General features: G+C 39.1%; 12 protein-coding genes and 1 pseudogene. 6 read left to right on the top strand and 7 right to left on the bottom strand.

Translation table 11 applies throughout. The annotated features are described in order from the left end of the window. The first annotated feature begins 180 nt into the window (after positions 1-180). The 4 genes and pseudogenes from ACFOSE_RS01805 (at position 181) to brnQ (ending at position 3645) form a co-directional block, all read left to right on the top strand. Complete coding sequence (locus ACFOSE_RS01805) at positions 181-792, top strand: hypothetical protein (protein WP_380429716.1); 612 nt, start codon at positions 181-183, stop codon at positions 790-792. Positions 793-801: 9 nt separating this feature from the next. Continuing rightward, positions 802-1728 carry a DUF6792 domain-containing protein gene (locus tag ACFOSE_RS01800; RefSeq protein WP_380429713.1) on the top strand — a complete coding sequence of 309 codons (927 nt, stop codon included), beginning with the start codon at positions 802-804 and terminating at the stop codon, positions 1726-1728. 61 nt (positions 1729-1789) lie between these two features. Beyond that, positions 1790-2118 (top strand): annotated as a pseudogene (locus ACFOSE_RS01795) (transposase); the annotation flags it as partial. Positions 2119-2262: 144 nt separating this feature from the next. Then, positions 2263-3645, top strand: a complete 1383-nt coding sequence (gene brnQ / locus ACFOSE_RS01790) for a branched-chain amino acid transport system II carrier protein (protein ID WP_380429719.1) — start codon at positions 2263-2265, stop codon at positions 3643-3645. Positions 3646-3709: 64 nt separating this feature from the next. Here brnQ and ACFOSE_RS01785 read toward each other — a convergent pair whose 3' ends face one another. The 4 genes from ACFOSE_RS01785 to ACFOSE_RS01770 form a co-directional block, all read right to left on the bottom strand. Then, positions 3710-4600 (bottom strand): SPFH domain-containing protein, encoded by an 891-nt coding sequence (locus tag ACFOSE_RS01785; protein ID WP_380429710.1) that lies wholly within the window; start codon positions 4598-4600, stop codon positions 3710-3712. Positions 4601-4656: 56 nt separating this feature from the next. Beyond that, positions 4657-5907 carry a threonine ammonia-lyase IlvA gene (gene ilvA, locus ACFOSE_RS01780; RefSeq protein WP_380429707.1) on the bottom strand — a complete coding sequence of 417 codons (1251 nt, stop codon included), beginning with the start codon at positions 5905-5907 and terminating at the stop codon, positions 4657-4659. A 178-nt stretch (positions 5908-6085) separates the two neighbouring features. Beyond that, on the bottom strand, positions 6086-6544 hold the full coding sequence (gene perR / locus ACFOSE_RS01775; protein WP_380429704.1) for a peroxide-responsive transcriptional repressor PerR: 459 nt from the start codon (positions 6542-6544) through the stop codon (positions 6086-6088). Between the two features lie 73 nt (positions 6545-6617). Beyond that, complete coding sequence (locus ACFOSE_RS01770) at positions 6618-7049, bottom strand: CoA-binding protein (RefSeq protein WP_380429701.1); 432 nt, start codon at positions 7047-7049, stop codon at positions 6618-6620. Positions 7050-7182: 133 nt separating this feature from the next. Here ACFOSE_RS01770 and ACFOSE_RS01765 point away from each other — a divergent pair, with 133 nt between their 5' ends. Both ACFOSE_RS01765 and ACFOSE_RS01760 read left to right on the top strand, forming a co-directional pair. Then, on the top strand, positions 7183-7824 hold the full coding sequence (locus ACFOSE_RS01765) for a TetR/AcrR family transcriptional regulator (protein WP_380429699.1): 642 nt from the start codon (positions 7183-7185) through the stop codon (positions 7822-7824). A gap of 8 nt (positions 7825-7832) precedes the next feature. Next, complete coding sequence (locus ACFOSE_RS01760) at positions 7833-8951, top strand: Acg family FMN-binding oxidoreductase (RefSeq protein ID WP_380429696.1); 1119 nt, start codon at positions 7833-7835, stop codon at positions 8949-8951. A 447-nt stretch (positions 8952-9398) separates the two neighbouring features. On the opposite strand, the gene polA is transcribed toward ACFOSE_RS01760, so the two are convergent. The 3 genes from polA to ACFOSE_RS01745 form a co-directional block, all read right to left on the bottom strand. Then, a complete protein-coding gene (polA, locus tag ACFOSE_RS01755; protein WP_380429694.1) occupies positions 9399-12032 on the bottom strand; it encodes a DNA polymerase I in 2634 nt (877 codons plus the stop codon). 247 nt (positions 12033-12279) lie between these two features. After that, the gene (locus ACFOSE_RS01750; RefSeq protein WP_380429692.1) at positions 12280-13998 is read right to left on the bottom strand and encodes an ABC transporter permease/substrate binding protein; all 1719 of its coding nucleotides are present in this window, start codon (positions 13996-13998) and stop codon (positions 12280-12282) included. Then, the gene (locus tag ACFOSE_RS01745; protein ID WP_380429689.1) at positions 13991-15226 is read right to left on the bottom strand and encodes a quaternary amine ABC transporter ATP-binding protein; all 1236 of its coding nucleotides are present in this window, start codon (positions 15224-15226) and stop codon (positions 13991-13993) included. Before ACFOSE_RS01745 ends, ACFOSE_RS01750 begins: the two co-directional genes overlap by 8 nt. Positions 15227-15467: the final 241 nt, after the last annotated feature.

The raw sequence follows: 15467 nt of genomic DNA, 5'->3' as shown, positions 1-15467 counted from the left end.
TCTTATCCATTTTTCATCTTAAAGATAAGAGACACCAAAAAAGACAAACCTCCAAAAAGAAGTTTGTCTTCAATTATGCTAAGTCGATTAAGCAACCTAATCCATTTATACTATAGAAGGAGTTTGGAGATGACTTTAAAGAAACGATTATTGCTTATTATCATATTAGGAGGTCTTATTATGACAGGGTTAGCAGCCTGTGGTTTAAATAAAAACAGCCGGGAATGGATTGAAAAGAATCGGGTGTCCGATATCTACAAGGTCTACCCGACAAAAAATCTCGAGGATTTATTTAAGGTCTTTCCGAATGGGTTTGGTATAAGACAGTCCTATACTGGCAAGGATGGAGTGACTTATGAATTGAATGTAGAAGGAGATTCTGATACGAAGGAAATAAAAGGAGACTTGGTTAAAGACCCGATTGGTGAGAATAAAAAAGTCAGCGATGTCTCAGTTGAAGGAGACCACTATATTTTCTCAGATTCTGAGGTCAAAACTTATTGGCCTATAGATAGTTTTCTTTTTCAACATTTGACGATTAACCAATCCTATCTTGATAAATTGAAAGAGAAAGAACATAGTTATAATGTTCAAAGTGGTACTTTTAGTATAAGTTATGAATTACAAGATTCTTCAGTAAAGCACTTGTTACATAAGAAAAAAGTACATATCACTGATTTTAAGATATCAGGTTATGGAAATAATTATAAATATTATTATGCTAGAACACTAAAATTTAAGTTTAATGATTCTTCGATTTTCAGTGAATCAATTAATAAACTGTATGATTAAGGAGAAGATATGACTAACAAAAGTAATGTTAATAATTATGATACAATTTATGCTTCAAAATACACTTACGACATTGAAAGTTATGTAGTAAAAAACAGCATAGATTTAGGGACTAAGTCAAGGCAAAATATGATAAAAGGCGCAATACGCAATAAAGATATAGAGGTTCCTGCAGATTCCAACCTTAACTACCTTGACAGCTTCTACGATAGCTCCACTGGCACCAGCGGGACAGCCTTCAAGGATACTGAGACCGGTGAAGTCATTATCGCTTACACAGGGACCAATGCAAAAGTTGATAAACAGGACGTTGTGACCGATATTGAAAGCGTTGCACTTGGAGAAGGCTATCACTATGACAGCGCCTATCAGTTCTATGATAAGATAGCGGATAAGTATGGCACTGCTAACTTGACAGTCACAGGCCATTCTCTGGGCGGCAATATCGCCCAGCGGGTGCCCCTGAAGAAGAATGCTCAAAATACCATCGTCTATAATGCCGCTCCCTTATATTTCCCAACAGCCCCCTTTGTTACAGCGGGCTTAACGAAAAATCCGGCCCTAGCTTTAGCAGTCCTCGTCGGAAGCTCTGATAATGTCAACGATATTAAGAAAGATCAAGCCAATTTCACCGGGAAAGTGACACGCTTTAGGACACAGGAAGATCCGCTAACGAAAGCTTCTAATGCGGCAGGAGGCGTCTATATTGGTGAGGACTATGTGATTACCGACTCTGGCGGGCATTCCATAGATGCTATCATCGATGATTCTAAACAAATGAAGCAGGTACAAAAGGCTGTCCAAAAGATCGAACAGGACTCTGATTTGAGGGTTCAAAAAGCCATCCACACCGTTGATGATCAAATGAAATCTGTTCAGACGATGAAGGACAGATACGCTTCTGGAGGTCTTAGCGACTCTGAAAAGATTGAATAGGTTACACTAAACTAGACAGTCTTATAAAGTGTTCTACACTAAAGAAAACAGGAGAAAAGATATGTCTAGAAAAGTACGTCGCCATTCACAGATGAATTTAAACAAGAAATCGTTGACCTTCACAATGCAGGAAGAAAGCGTAGTGAACTGATCAAGGAATATGATTTAACACCCTCAAGTTTTGATAAGTGGGTTAAACAGGCAAAAACGACTGGCTCCTTCAAGTCTGTTGATAACCTGACCGATGAACAGCGTGAACTGATTGCCCTCAGAAAACGCAATAAAGAGCTGGAAATGCAACTAGATATCCTAAAGCAAGCGGCAGTGGTTGATGGCAATCTTATCCCTTACAAGACAAGTAATAACGACCAAGCTAGTCAACTGTGCAGAAAAAAGCAGGACGATAAAATCGAAATTGCGATTTTATCACAATTACCGATTTTTGTTTCACTCTCTTTTCTTATCTTGAAAGTCTATCAGGTCTTTGCTATAATTGAATTGTCATACAATTTCAGTCAATTATCGGAGGTCAATATGCAACAGAAATCTGTCTACTGGATTATTGGATTTATGCTCTTTGCGCTCTTTTTTGGAGCTGGTAATCTCATCTTCCCAGCTTATTTAGGTATTTATTCTGGAGCCAATCTTTGGCTAGCCATTCTTGGATTTTGTTTAACAGGGGTAACCCTACCCTTGTTAGGTGTTGTTGCAGTTGCTTACTCTGGTAAAACAAATGTTGAATCCATTGCACAACCAGCTTCAAAAGCCTATGCACTGTTCTTTGCTATTTCGCTTTATCTCTCCATTGGTCCTTTTTTTGCTATCCCTCGCACCGGTGCCGTCTCTTATGAAATTGGAATTCAGCCCTTCTTTGGCGATAAAGTCGCTGTTCAAATCATTTACGGAATAATCTTTTTTGGCTTATCCTATCTAATCGCTGTAAAACCTAGTAAGATTGCCGATCGTATCGGTAAATATCTAACACCAGCCTTACTGATTTTTCTAGGAATTCTTATCTTTGCTTCCTTTATAGCCCCAGCTGGAGAATTGGGACAAGCTCACAATGCATCGCCAGCTGTCAATGATAGCTTTCGAGACCTTCCTTTTGTCGCCGGATTAATTCAAGGCTACAGCACCATGGATGCCTTAGCTTCTCTCGCTTTTGCAATCTTGATTATTGATGCAGCTAAAGGACATGGAGCTAAAACTCCCAGAGCTATTGCACAACTAACCCTAAAATCCGGTATTATTGCTGCTCTAATCCTTGCTGCCATTTATATTCTTGTTGGCCGTCTTGGTGCAACTTCACAATCTCTTTTCAACTTTTCCAATGGACAATTTACTCTCAACTCAGAACCTATTTCTGACGGTGGTCCTGTCCTCATCCAATCGGCCAGCCATTATATGGATTCTATCGGACAAGTCGTCCTTGCCATGGCTATTTTTCTAGCCTGCTTGACGACCGCAACCGGTCTCATCACAGCCTGTGCTGAATATTTCCATAAGATTATCCCTAAGCTGTCACACACTGCTTGGGCAACAATCTTTACCCTGATTGCCACTACACTCTACTTTGGTGGACTAGCAGACATTATCAAATGGTCTATCCCTGTTCTTTATCTCCTCTATCCTTTAACAATTGTTACTATTATCCTTATTTTTTTAAAATCTGTTATAGGGGATAATCCCATCATCTATCGGACGACATTGAGCTTTACGGCTATTGCAGGACTCTTTGATGCCTCCAATACCCTGGCTAAGCAGACACAGCTTTTTCTCATGCCAGAGGGGATTGTTAAATTTTTTACCAAAATCATCCCGCTCGGCAGCTACAATATGGGCTGGATTTGCTTCGCCGGTCTTGGCTTAGTAATCGGACTTATCTTAACAGGTTTTAAGCCTAATAAGAATTCTTAGAAACAATTGAAAATCAAAAAACGACTCTCAGCCTTTAAAAATTGAGAGCCGTTTTTATATCATTTTATCTTGCCTTTAAGGCTGACATCAGTTGAGTTCTTACATCTTCAGCACCTTCTGGAGAAGCGGGTAAAAAGATTGAACTATTACCATGCTGAGCAAAAGTATTAAGCGAATCAAGGTACTGGTTAGTTAAAAGAATAGACATGATTTGTTCTTCATTCAGAGAAACATTAGCCCCTTTTAACTCCCGAATGGATTCAGCCAAGCCATCAACGATTGCCTTACGTTGCTGAGCAATACCGACCCCGTGCAAACGGTCTTTTTCGGCTTCCGCTGAGGCAGCCGTCACAATCTTAATCTTATCAGCTTCAGCCAGTTCTTGAGCAGCCACACGTTTTCGCTGAGCCGCATTAATTTCGTTCATTGATTGCTTGACCTCAGCGTCAGGCTCAACCTTAGTAATCAGAGTTTTAACAATGATATAACCGTAAGTTGACATTTCTTCCGCTACTTGGTGCTGAACCTCAAGAGCAATCTCATCTTTTTTCTCAAAAAGTTCATCCAAAGTTAATTTTGGAACTGAAGAGCGTAAAGCATCTTCAATGTAAGATTTAATCTGTGCTTCTGGCCTCATCAATTTATAGTAGGCATCAATGACATTTTGTTCGTTGACACGGTACTGAGTTGCGACATTCAGGGTCACAAAAACGTTATCTTTAGTTTTTGTTTCAACAATAATTTCACTTTGCAGCAGGCGTAACTGTATACGAGCCGCAATCTTATCAATGCCAAGAGGCAGACGCAGATTAATCCCACTGCTGGCAGTTGTTTGATAGCGTCCAAAACGTTCAATAATGGCAACGGATTGTTGGCGTACCACATAAAGCGAACTAATCAAAAAGATAATAAAGATGACAAGACAAAATAAACAAAAAATTAAAAAACCACCCATAATAACCCCCTTTAATTTAATCAAAAATTGTAACACATAGTAATCTAATATACTGATCAAACCAGCATATTATATAAACTTTCATTCCCATGTAGATTGACATAAGAGGGATCAAATTCCGATAAACGCCTCAGCAGATCCTCATAGTCATTTTTATCAGACAAAGTCACACCAACTAAACAAGGTCCGGTCCCCTTAGCCGCACGCTTGATATACTCAAAGCGTGTGATGTCATCATTAGGCCCCAAAATATTGTTCACAAACTCCCGTAAGGCTCCCGGACGCTGCGGAAAGTTCACCACAAAATAATGCTTAAGGCCATTGTAAATCAGGGCACGTTCTTCCATTTCCTGCATGCGGTTGATATCATTATTCCCGCCGGAAATAATACAGACTATGGTTTTACCTTTGATATCTTCTTTAAGCACTTCAAGCGCAGCAATTGAGGCTGCCCCTGCCGGCTCCGCAATAATTCCTTGACGAGAGTACATATCAATGACGGTCTCTGAAATCAGTCCTTCATCAACGCCAATCAAGTCATCTACATTAGTACGAGCCACTTCATAAGTATGGCTACCAACCTTTTGCACTGCTATACCATCTGCAAACTTATCAATGTGTTCCAGCTTCACAGGATGACCCTTGTCAAATGCTGCTCGCATACTGCGTGCACCCTTAGCTTCCACACCGATGACACGAATCTCTGGAGAAACATCTTTCATATAAGTAGAGACCCCAGCGATGAGGCCGCCGCCACCAACTGGAACCAAGATACTGTCGAAATCAACACCTTCATTTTTGGCCTGTTCATAAATTTCATAGGCAACCGTTCCTTGACCTGCTTGAACATTATCATTATTGAAAGGATCAATAAAAGTACGGCCTTCTGCTTTGGTAAAATCTTGAGCTGCTTGAGCTGATGCATCAAAAGTATCACCGATTAACTGAATATCTACATAACTGCCACCAAAAAACTTGACTTGAGTAATTTTCTGCTGAGGAGTAGTAATCGGCATAAAAATAGTGGCTCGAATCCTCATTTCCTTGCAGGTGTAAGCAACACCTTGAGCATGATTGCCTGCAGAAGCACAGACAACACCGCGTGCCTTTTCCTCGTCTGATAACTGATGGATAGCGTAATAGGCTCCTCGCAATTTAAAGGAACGTACTTTTTGCATATTTTCGCGTTTGAGGTAGATTGTCGCTTGATACTTTTCCGACAGGTAGCGATCAAAATCAAGCGGGGTACGCTCAACCACATCTTTTAAAACACTATTAGCATGTACGACATCAGTTGCAGTTATCATAGACTCTCCTCTTTTTTCTAAATTTTCTGTAGATTTATTATAACAAAATCACTCTTGAAATTAAAGATGTTCCTGCATATAAGAAGTTAACAAAAAGAAAGGTTGGCACTTTTGCGCCAACCTCTTGTTATAGAATCTATTGAGAAAATTCTTGTTGTGATTACAAATCAACATCCTCTTAAATTTCTGCTTCCTTAGCCTGACATTCTGGGCACAAACCATAGAGCATCACCTGACTGCGAGTTACCTTGTAACCCGTCTGCTTGCTGGCCTCCTGATACATATCCCTGATATCCGCATCCAAAAAGTCCATAATTTTACCACAATTTTCACAGGCAATATGAACTTCTTTATGCCCTAGAAAATCATAGTAGGTTGTGCTGTAGTTACAGAGCTTTAACTCCGTAACAAAACCTTCATCAACGAGAACCTTGAGATTATTGTAGACTGTCGCCAAACTCATACTGGGATAATCCGGTAGAAGATCCTTGTAAATTACCTCAGCACTTGGATGGCTACTGGTACCAATCATATATCTAATAATTGCCTTGCGGGTCTCTGTAATGCGTATATGTTTATTTCTCAGGTGTTCTAGAACTGTCTCATAAGTCTCTAAAGCCATACGATCTTTTTCCATAGTCACCTCCTATTATTATCTTTTCAGCTTTATTATAGCATAATTGCTGACGCAAGGTCTAAAATGCTAGCCATCAGCCGAAAAGTCGGGCATACTCCTTTTTAATACAACGGTTCATGACTATATTGTTACGACCGGCTTGACGCAAAAACTTTTCGGCATCTTCAGCCTCCAAGCCCAACTGAACCCAAAAAACATCCGCATCTGTCTTAACAAAATCCTTAGCGACATCAATCAAGAATTCTGAACGACGAAAGACATCTACAATATCGATATGGACCGGAATATCTTCTAAAGAATCATAAACCTTTTGTCCTAAAATTTCCTGGCCTGCCAGCTTGGGGTTAACCGGAATGATGGTATAACCAGCCTGCTGCATAACCTGCGATACAGCATAAGCCGCAGTTTCCTGTCGATTGGACAGACCAACAACTGCTATATTTTTAGCACCTTCTAAATAGGTCTTAATCTTTTCAGCACTGGGATTTTCAAAATGATAGGTCATGAGACACCTCCTACTAGCTAGACAATATAAAACTTTTTACTTACTATATCACATCCCTCAGCAAAAGTCTAAAGCTTGACAAATTGAGAAAAGAGAATATAATTAAACCATTAGTTTAATTAAAGGAGTTTTTATGGGAAGACGAAAAAAAAAGCCAGCTAGTGCTCACCGAAAAACTATTCAGCAGGCCGCCAACCAACTTTTTATAGAAAATGGTGTCGAAGCCACCAGCGTTGATAAGATTGCCAAAACTGCTGGCTATAGTAAAGCAACCCTTTATGTTTATTTTGAAAATAAGGAAGAAATCTTTTTCTCTCTGGTCCATGACTACATCAGAGATCTCTATCGGCAAGTCAAAAGATTGACATCCAAACCACCACAAACGCAAGATGTCTTCTTAAAGCAATACCTGCAAATTTGCTTTGCTATTCATCAGTTCTGCCAAAATTACCCGCTTTACTTTGAAGGGTTAATCGGAACTATCCCTGTCAGTATCACTGATTCGGAAAGACCCCAAGTCTATAAGGACATTTACAAGCTCGGTTTAGAGCTCAATAAACAAGTTTCCTTAATGATTAAACGAGGTATCCTTCTTGATTATCTAAAACCTGAAATAGATATTGCAAAAGCTACTCTCTTTATCTGGAGTTCTCTATCAGGTATTATCCGCATGGCTGAACAAAAAGAAGATTATTATCAACTATTAGGTTTTGATAAGGAGGTTATTTTAAAGGAAGAATTTATGACCCTCCTGTCCTGTTACCAAAGAAAGTAGGAGACTTTATGAATCGCAAACTCATCAGAATTTTACAGCTTATTCTTGTAATGATTTTAATAGGAGGATTTAGTAGCCTTATGATGATAGGAAAACCTCTTAATACTAAAACAGATATCTCATTAAAAGGAGTCCCTTCAGATATCGAGCATGCCCTTTATTATGCTTCCTTTGCTGCTAGCTCTCACAACACTCAAAGTTGGAAAGTCAATTTAGATAGCAAACAAAATAATTTAACCGTTCATTTAGATAAAAAACGTTCTTTGAATGTTGTTGATCCTAATAATAGAGAACTATACCTCTCTATAGGCTTTTATCTTCAATCATTAAAAACATCTTTTGAAGCCTATGGTTATAAGGTGACCCTTGAGCATACTTCTCCTAGGACAGCTAATAATTTTCAAGTTGCTCATATTAGTTATAAAAAATGTAAAAATAAAACTGTTAATGAAAAAGCCATCCAAATCATCAAACAGCGACATACCGACAAAAGAAAATATCAGAAAAAAGAAATCTCTTCTCAAATCCTGTCAACATTGAAAAAGAAATACGAGGGTCTTTCCTATTATGCCAAGGGCAGCGAGGAATTTGATTATTTAAGAAAAGACAGTATCAATGCTGTAACAAAGCAGCATAAAAACAAAGACTTTCTTGAGGAACAAAATAAATGGTTACGCTTCTCTAATCAAGAAAGCAAGGAGAAACAGGATGGAATCTCTGGAGATATGTTAGGACTCGGATTTTTGATGAAATCTCTCTACTATCTCACAACGAACCATCAAAATGCTACTAGCCAAACATTTGCTAAGCAAAGTATTAAGACCTTAACCAACCAGGTCAACAATACTGCTGGTTTCTTTGTCATCACAAGTAACCAAACAATTTCTGACTGGATTGCAACAGGCCAAAAAACACAGGCCTTCTGGTATGATTGTGTTAAGTATCATATTGCTATTCAGCCTATTAGCACTATGATTGAAACCAGCCCTTATAAAGAAAAACTCCAGCAAAATTTGGGCCTTTCTCAAGATGTTCAAATGATTTTACGAGCAGGTTATGTTAAAAATTACGGCAAAAATGCTGGACTCCGCCGAGATTTAAAGGATTATATTAATGTTCGTACTTAATAAAAACCTCCCAAGAACTAAACAGCTTTGGAAGATTTTTTCATAAAACTTTGAATATCACTGCCACTTTGCCTGTTATTTCCATCTTAAAAATTGCCAATCAGCGGAAATAAAATCATCTTGAAACGACTATTAACCAGTATTTACTAGCACTAATATTTGCGAAAGGATAGAATAGAAAGTAAGCAAAACCAGCAAATCTTTAAATCGTCGCGCCGGCACTTGATATATTGAACCAATAAATTTATTCATAGTTACATAGATTTTTATAAAGATCAGGTGTAGCTGGTGCATATCCCAACTCCATCTTAAATTGCTGTGAATTTTTTAGTCGATTAATATTTATTGACTTGATCAAAGGTCCAAATAGCGGCAATAGCCTTTAAACTTCATTAGAACTGATAAAAGCGCAAGCCTTTGATATTAACATTTTATGATGGGCTGACATCATTTCGCTTCATACCAGGTTTTACCAATATTTTCATCAACAACCAGAGGAACATTGAGCTTAATAGCCGATTCCATAGTGTCCCTGACTATTTTACGAACCGATGACAGTTCATCATTAGGCACTTCCAGTACGATTTCATCATGCACCTGTAGAAGCATTTTTGTCCGGAAACCTCCATCAACAAGAGCCTTATCAAGGTTAATCATAGCGATTTTTAGGATATCAGCTGCACTCCCTTGAATCGGAGAATTGATAGCTGTCCGCTCTGCAAAATTACGGATATTAAAATTCCGTGAATTGATATCTGGCAAGGTGCGGCGGCGTTTAAAGAGCGTCTCTACATAGCCCTTATCACGCGCCTCACGTACAACATTTTCCATATACATTTTAATGCCAGGAAAGCGTTTAAAGTAGGTATCAATATAGCTTTTAGCAGCTTTGCGACTGATACCAAGATTTTGAGATAAACCGTAGTCAGAAATACCATAGACTACTCCAAAATTAACCGCTTTAGCATTGCGGCGATCATTGGGAGTTACATTCTCGGACTTATCAATATTAAAGACCCGCATAGCCGTAGCTGTGTGAATATCCTCTCCATTTTGGAAGGCAGCAATCAGATGCTCATCACCCGAAATATGAGCCAAAATCCTCAGTTCAATCTGTGAATAGTCCGAACTCAAAAGCACGCTGTCTTGCCATTCTGGAGTAAAAGCCTTGCGGATTAAACGTCCTTGCTCCAAGCGTACAGGAATATTTTGTAAATTGGGATCAACACTAGATAAACGACCAGTTTGGGTCAAGTCTTGTAGATAGCGAGTATGGATTTTTCCATCATCTAAAATAAAGTCTTGCAGACCAATCACATAAGTTGACTGCAGCTTGGCAATCTGACGATACTCAAGTATCTTAGCAACAATCGGCGAGTGATGGGCCAGATGTTCCAAAACATCCACGGCTGTTGAATAACCCGTTTTAGTCTTTTTTGTCATAGAAACAGGGAGACCAAGTTTTTCAAACAGGATAGACCCCAACTGCTTAGGGGAATTAATATTAAATTCTTCCCCTGCCATATCATAGATTTCTTGAGTCAGATGCTTAATAGTAACATCATTTTCAAGTTCCATATCTTTAAGTGTTTGACTGTTGACAGATATTCCAGCAATTTCCATTTTAGAGAGGACATTGGCTAGAGGCAACTCCATATCAAAGAGCAGCTCAGATTGTCCATGCTTAGCTAGAAGCCCTTTAAGTTTGTCCTCAGTTTCAGCCAGCACAAAAACCTTATTGGCCAAATGCTCAAATAATACCTTATCTTCCGGCACTGTCTTCTTAGCCCCTTTACCATAAACTTCGGTATCCTTAGGCAAGGGAGCAGGTCCATATAATTCAGCAATAGTCGACAACTCATTGTCTTCTACTGTTGACAGTAGATACTTAGCCAAACGGCTATCAAAAGAGGCTGTAGGGATATCAATTCCTAGATGGCTTAAAAGAACCTTAGTACGCTTGAAATCATAGGTTTTAAACGGTTGAGACAAAACCTTCCTAAAAGTAGGATCTTTCAATAGGTTGAGATCCTTACTGACATAGATTTGTTCTTGGTTTCCCCAAGCAAAAGCAAGAATATCTTCTTTGTGGTAGTTTTCATTAAAGACCTCAAAATAGAAGAATTGTCCTGCTTCAAAAGTAGATTCATCAATTTTTTCTAGGACTTGATAATTTAAGTCTGCCTTTTCAACAATCTCTTCAACACCCATCTGAGCCTTGAATTGTTTAAAGCCCATTTCATCATAAAAGGCAACGAGGTCTTCCACATGGGGACCATTATACAGCGTATCATCAAGACCAATCTCAATAGGAGCTTCTGTATTGATGGTCGCTAAAGTTTTGGACAAGAAGGCTTGTTCCTTATCATTGATAAGATTTTCCTTCATCTTGGTTGGCTTAAAGTCGTCAATTTTATCATAAATCCCTTCTAGGCTACCGTGTTCCAAAAGAAGTTTTAACCCTGTTTTTTCACCAATTTTAGTGACCCCAGGAATATTATCCGAAGTATCCCCCATTAAAGCCTTGAGATCAATGAACTGGGTCGGTGTAATGCCCATTTTTTCCATAAGATAGTCGGGGGTGTACTCTTCAAAATCTGCGACTCCCTTGCGAGAAATTTCAACGACAGTATTGTCATCTGTCAGCTGAATCAAGTCCTTGTCTCCGCTGACAATGGTTACATCAAAATCTCCACGCTCAGCCATTTTATCTAGAGTACCGAGGATATCATCAGCTTCATAATTATCAAGGTCATAATAGGCAATCCCTAAAGCTTTTAGCATCTCACGAATATAAGGAAACTGCTCACGGAATTCATCCGGCGTTTTTGCCCGGCCTGCCTTATAGTCTGCGAACATTTCCGTACGAAAAGTCGTCTTCCCAGCATCGAAAGCTACCAAAACGTGTGTTGGTTCGATACGTTTCATCATGTGATCTAGCATCAAATGAAATCCATAAATAGCATTGGTATGCAGACCTTGTGGATTTTTAAAACGATCAACTTGATTATAGAGCGCAAAAAAAGCACGAAAAGCAATGGATGAACCATCAATCAATAGTAATTTATTCTTATTAGCCATGCCTTTATTATATCATATCTAGCCTCTTTCTAAGTAGACTGGACTTTAAGTCACTCTATGAATCCTAGTGGGCTAGAGGAGACAGACCCTAGGTTCTCTTTGTTTCCTTGGTCTCCAGAGAAAGTTTATTGAGATTTTCATAAAAAACTATAACACTTAAAGCCGACTTGGATCCATATAACTATTTTTCTTTACTATAAAAAAATCGGTTTCTGCTATCAGAAACCGATTGACAATGATATGAACACTATTTAGTCCACTCAGAAACTTTATCCTTATTTTTATTTACCCATTTTTCAGCTGCTTTTTCTGGATCAGTTCCTGAATTGATATCTAGCATAACTTCTTCAATATCATCTGTTTTCCAGTAAAAATTATCTAAGATCTTATAAACTTCTGGCATATCCTTTTTGAGTCCCTTACGGGCCATAGTGTTGATAGATTCTTCACCCCCCATAGTTCCTTTAGGATCTTTGAGGTATTTAAGATCATATTTGGCGAACATCCAGTGAGGCGTCCAACCAGTAATGATAATATCTTCTTTATTCTTAATAGCCTTATTCAACGCTGTTGTCATCGCTCCTGAAGAAGAGGACTGTAACTGCCAACCGGAAAGATTAGGATAATCATCAATCGTTTTTTGAGCAGCCGTCATAACACCGGCACCTGGTTCAATACCAGTAATCGTTTGATCGGCTTCATTTGAAAGATCTTCGATAGAATCAACATCCGTATAAGATGGTACAACAAGCCCCAATTTTGCCCCTTTGAGGTTAGGACCAAGATTGTTTAAAGAATTCTTGTACTTAGCGTATTGTTCGGCATGAGTGGATGGGAGCCAAGCACTAAGCGTAGCATCTGCTTCACCATTTGAGACTGACTTCCACATAACTGAGTTATCCAAAGCGACCAGCTTAACATTGTAGCCTTGATTTTCTAGAACTTTAGCAGCGACGTTAGTTGAAGCCACTTCACTGTCCCATTCGACATAAGCCAAGGTTACTGTTTTATTGTTTTGACCGGTACTATTGATAATAATAGCACCAATGATGGCAACAACTGCAACAGCTGCACCAATCAAGCTATATCTTTTTCGCTTAGCAGTTGCTTCCTTCGATTTTGCCTGACTCGGACGATTGAACATCTGAGTAAAGCGATCAACGATAATCGCTAAGACAACCAAGGCTAATCCATTAACAAATCCATTACCAACTTGCGAACGTTGCAGGGCAGACAATACTCCCTTACCAAGTCCTGGCGCCCCAATCATTGAGGCCGTGACAACCATTGAAAGTGCTAGCATCAAGGTTTGGTTGACCCCAGCTAGAATGGTACTTTTGGCTAAAGGCAGCTCCAATTTAAACAATTTCTGTTGAGGTGTTCCACCAAAGGAATCAGATGCTTCAACCAGCTCAGTTGGTACCTGACGGATCCCTAAGTTGGTCATCCGAACTGTTGGTGGCAGGGCGAAGATAATTGAGGCGAAAACACCCGGAACCACACCAATACCAAAAAAGGCAACAGCTGGAATCAAGTAAACGAAAGAGGGCATGGTCTGCATAAAATCGAGCAGCGGTTTAATTACAGCCTCGACTCGGTTGCTTTTAGCCATCCAAATCCCCAACGGAATCCCTATAATCACCGACAAGAGGGTGGCAACAAGTACCAATGTCACCGTATTCATCAAATCATCCCAAAGGTTTTGATTGTAAATATATAACAGTCCAATCAAAACGAAGGTTGGGAAACCCCACTTTTTCTTAGATAGGAGGAAAGCAGCGATTGTCAAAAGAGCAATCATTAAAAGTGGCGGGATGATTAAAAGTGTATTAGTGATACCATCCATCAGGGCCTGACCACCGTTTTGAATGACATTAAAGGCACCTGAGAAAGTATTTGTAATCCAATCAGTAGCTGATTCAACCCAATCGGCCAAAGGGATTGAGTTTGTTAAAAAGTTATCCATTGATTGTTACCTCCTTGCCGTCTTCTTTAGGTGTATTGGTATCAATTTCATCTACAGGATCTGACAGAGCCTCTATGACACGACCTTTAATCACAACTCCGACTAAGCGGCCTTTATCGTTTACCACCGCCAGAGGGGTAACAGAATCATAGATCTCATTGAAAATATCTGTAACTAGCATATCAGGCGAAATCGTCTTGACATTTTGCTCTACAACATCTTTCAACTCTAAATGTTCTTTACGAGCCTGAGAAGCTTTTTCAGCCGAAATACTGCCCAACAAATGCCTTTTACGGTCGACAGCTAGAAGCATACTCACTTCTTCTTTGCGCATCTTATTTAAAGCAACCGTAGGACCGTCAACCTCAATATTAGTCGTAAAAGCAGGAATCATAACGTTTTGTGCTGTCAAAACTTTTGAACGGTCAACATCTTCAATGAAATCTCGTACAAACTGATTAGCAGGTTTGGTCAAAATTTCCTCTCCTGTACCGATTTGCATGATTTGTCCATCTTTCATAAGGGCGATACGATCACCAATCCTCAGAGCCTCATTCAAATCATGAGAGATGAAAATGATGGTACGTTGTTGGTCTGCTTGCAAGTCAATCAACTCATCCTGCATTTCACGGCGAATCAATGGATCAAGTGCTGAAAAAGCCTCATCCATTAAGAGAATTTCTGGACTGTTGGCCAAGGCCCTGGCAAGACCGACACGCTGCTGCATCCCACCAGAAAGTTGGTTAGGATATTGATCTTTAAAGGCCAGCAAACCGGAGTTATCTAAAGCCTTTTCCGCTAATTCCTGCCGCTCTTCTTTAGGAACACCCCGGACTTCCAAACCATACTCTGTATTTTCTAAAATTGTTCGATGAGGAAAGAGGCCAAAGTTCTGAAATACCATATTGATCTTATGACGACGAACTTCACGTAATTCTTCATCATTAGCTTTGGCAATGTCCTTTCCATCAATATAGATTTCACCATCTGTTGGATCAATCAGACGGTTAATCAGACGAACCAATGTTGACTTACCACTACCAGAAAGTCCCATAATAACAAAAATTTCGCCTTCTTTGACTTCAAAGTTAGCATCATAGACCCCTACAGTAGCACCTGTTTTTTCAAAGATTTCTTCTTTACTTTTCTGCTGTTTGATCATTTCTAATGCTTGGCGTTGCTTTTTGCCAAAAATTTTAGTCAAATGTTTGACTTCTACCTTATTCACACTTATTCTCCTTTCAAAAGAATCGCTTTGATACAGACCACATATTTTAAAATATATATGGTCACTTTGATCAAAAAGAATCTAGATAGTAAAACATTTATATTCTATAATATATAGCCACTTTATGCAAATAAAAATAGGTTACAAGTTTATTACTTGTAACCTATTTCAGACCGAAGACAAACTTCTTTTTGGAGGTTTGTCTTTTTTGGTGTCTCTTATCTTTAAGATGAAAAATGGA

It is taken from the genome of Streptococcus dentapri, assembly GCF_042649885.1.
Lineage (GTDB): Bacteria > Bacillota > Bacilli > Lactobacillales > Streptococcaceae > Streptococcus > Streptococcus dentapri.
This window is presented reverse-complemented; position numbering and strand designations above follow the sequence as displayed.

What these genes read in the sequence shown, in the direction of transcription:
- polA (WP_380429694.1), bottom strand. Translation starts at nt 12,032, where the DNA reads ATGGCTAATAAGAATAAATTACTATTGATTGATGGTTCATCCATTGCT.
- ACFOSE_RS01765 (WP_380429699.1), top strand. Translation starts at nt 7,183, where the DNA reads ATGGGAAGACGAAAAAAAAAGCCAGCTAGTGCTCACCGAAAAACTATT.
- brnQ (WP_380429719.1), top strand. Translation starts at nt 2,263, where the DNA reads ATGCAACAGAAATCTGTCTACTGGATTATTGGATTTATGCTCTTTGCG.
- ACFOSE_RS01750 (WP_380429692.1), bottom strand. Translation starts at nt 13,998, where the DNA reads ATGGATAACTTTTTAACAAACTCAATCCCTTTGGCCGATTGGGTTGAA.
- ilvA (WP_380429707.1), bottom strand. Translation starts at nt 5,907, where the DNA reads ATGATAACTGCAACTGATGTCGTACATGCTAATAGTGTTTTAAAAGAT.
- ACFOSE_RS01785 (WP_380429710.1), bottom strand. Translation starts at nt 4,600, where the DNA reads ATGGGTGGTTTTTTAATTTTTTGTTTATTTTGTCTTGTCATCTTTATT.
- perR (WP_380429704.1), bottom strand. Translation starts at nt 6,544, where the DNA reads ATGGAAAAAGATCGTATGGCTTTAGAGACTTATGAGACAGTTCTAGAA.
- ACFOSE_RS01760 (WP_380429696.1), top strand. Translation starts at nt 7,833, where the DNA reads ATGAATCGCAAACTCATCAGAATTTTACAGCTTATTCTTGTAATGATT.
- ACFOSE_RS01800 (WP_380429713.1), top strand. Translation starts at nt 802, where the DNA reads ATGACTAACAAAAGTAATGTTAATAATTATGATACAATTTATGCTTCA.
- ACFOSE_RS01770 (WP_380429701.1), bottom strand. Translation starts at nt 7,049, where the DNA reads ATGACCTATCATTTTGAAAATCCCAGTGCTGAAAAGATTAAGACCTAT.
- ACFOSE_RS01805 (WP_380429716.1), top strand. Translation starts at nt 181, where the DNA reads ATGACAGGGTTAGCAGCCTGTGGTTTAAATAAAAACAGCCGGGAATGG.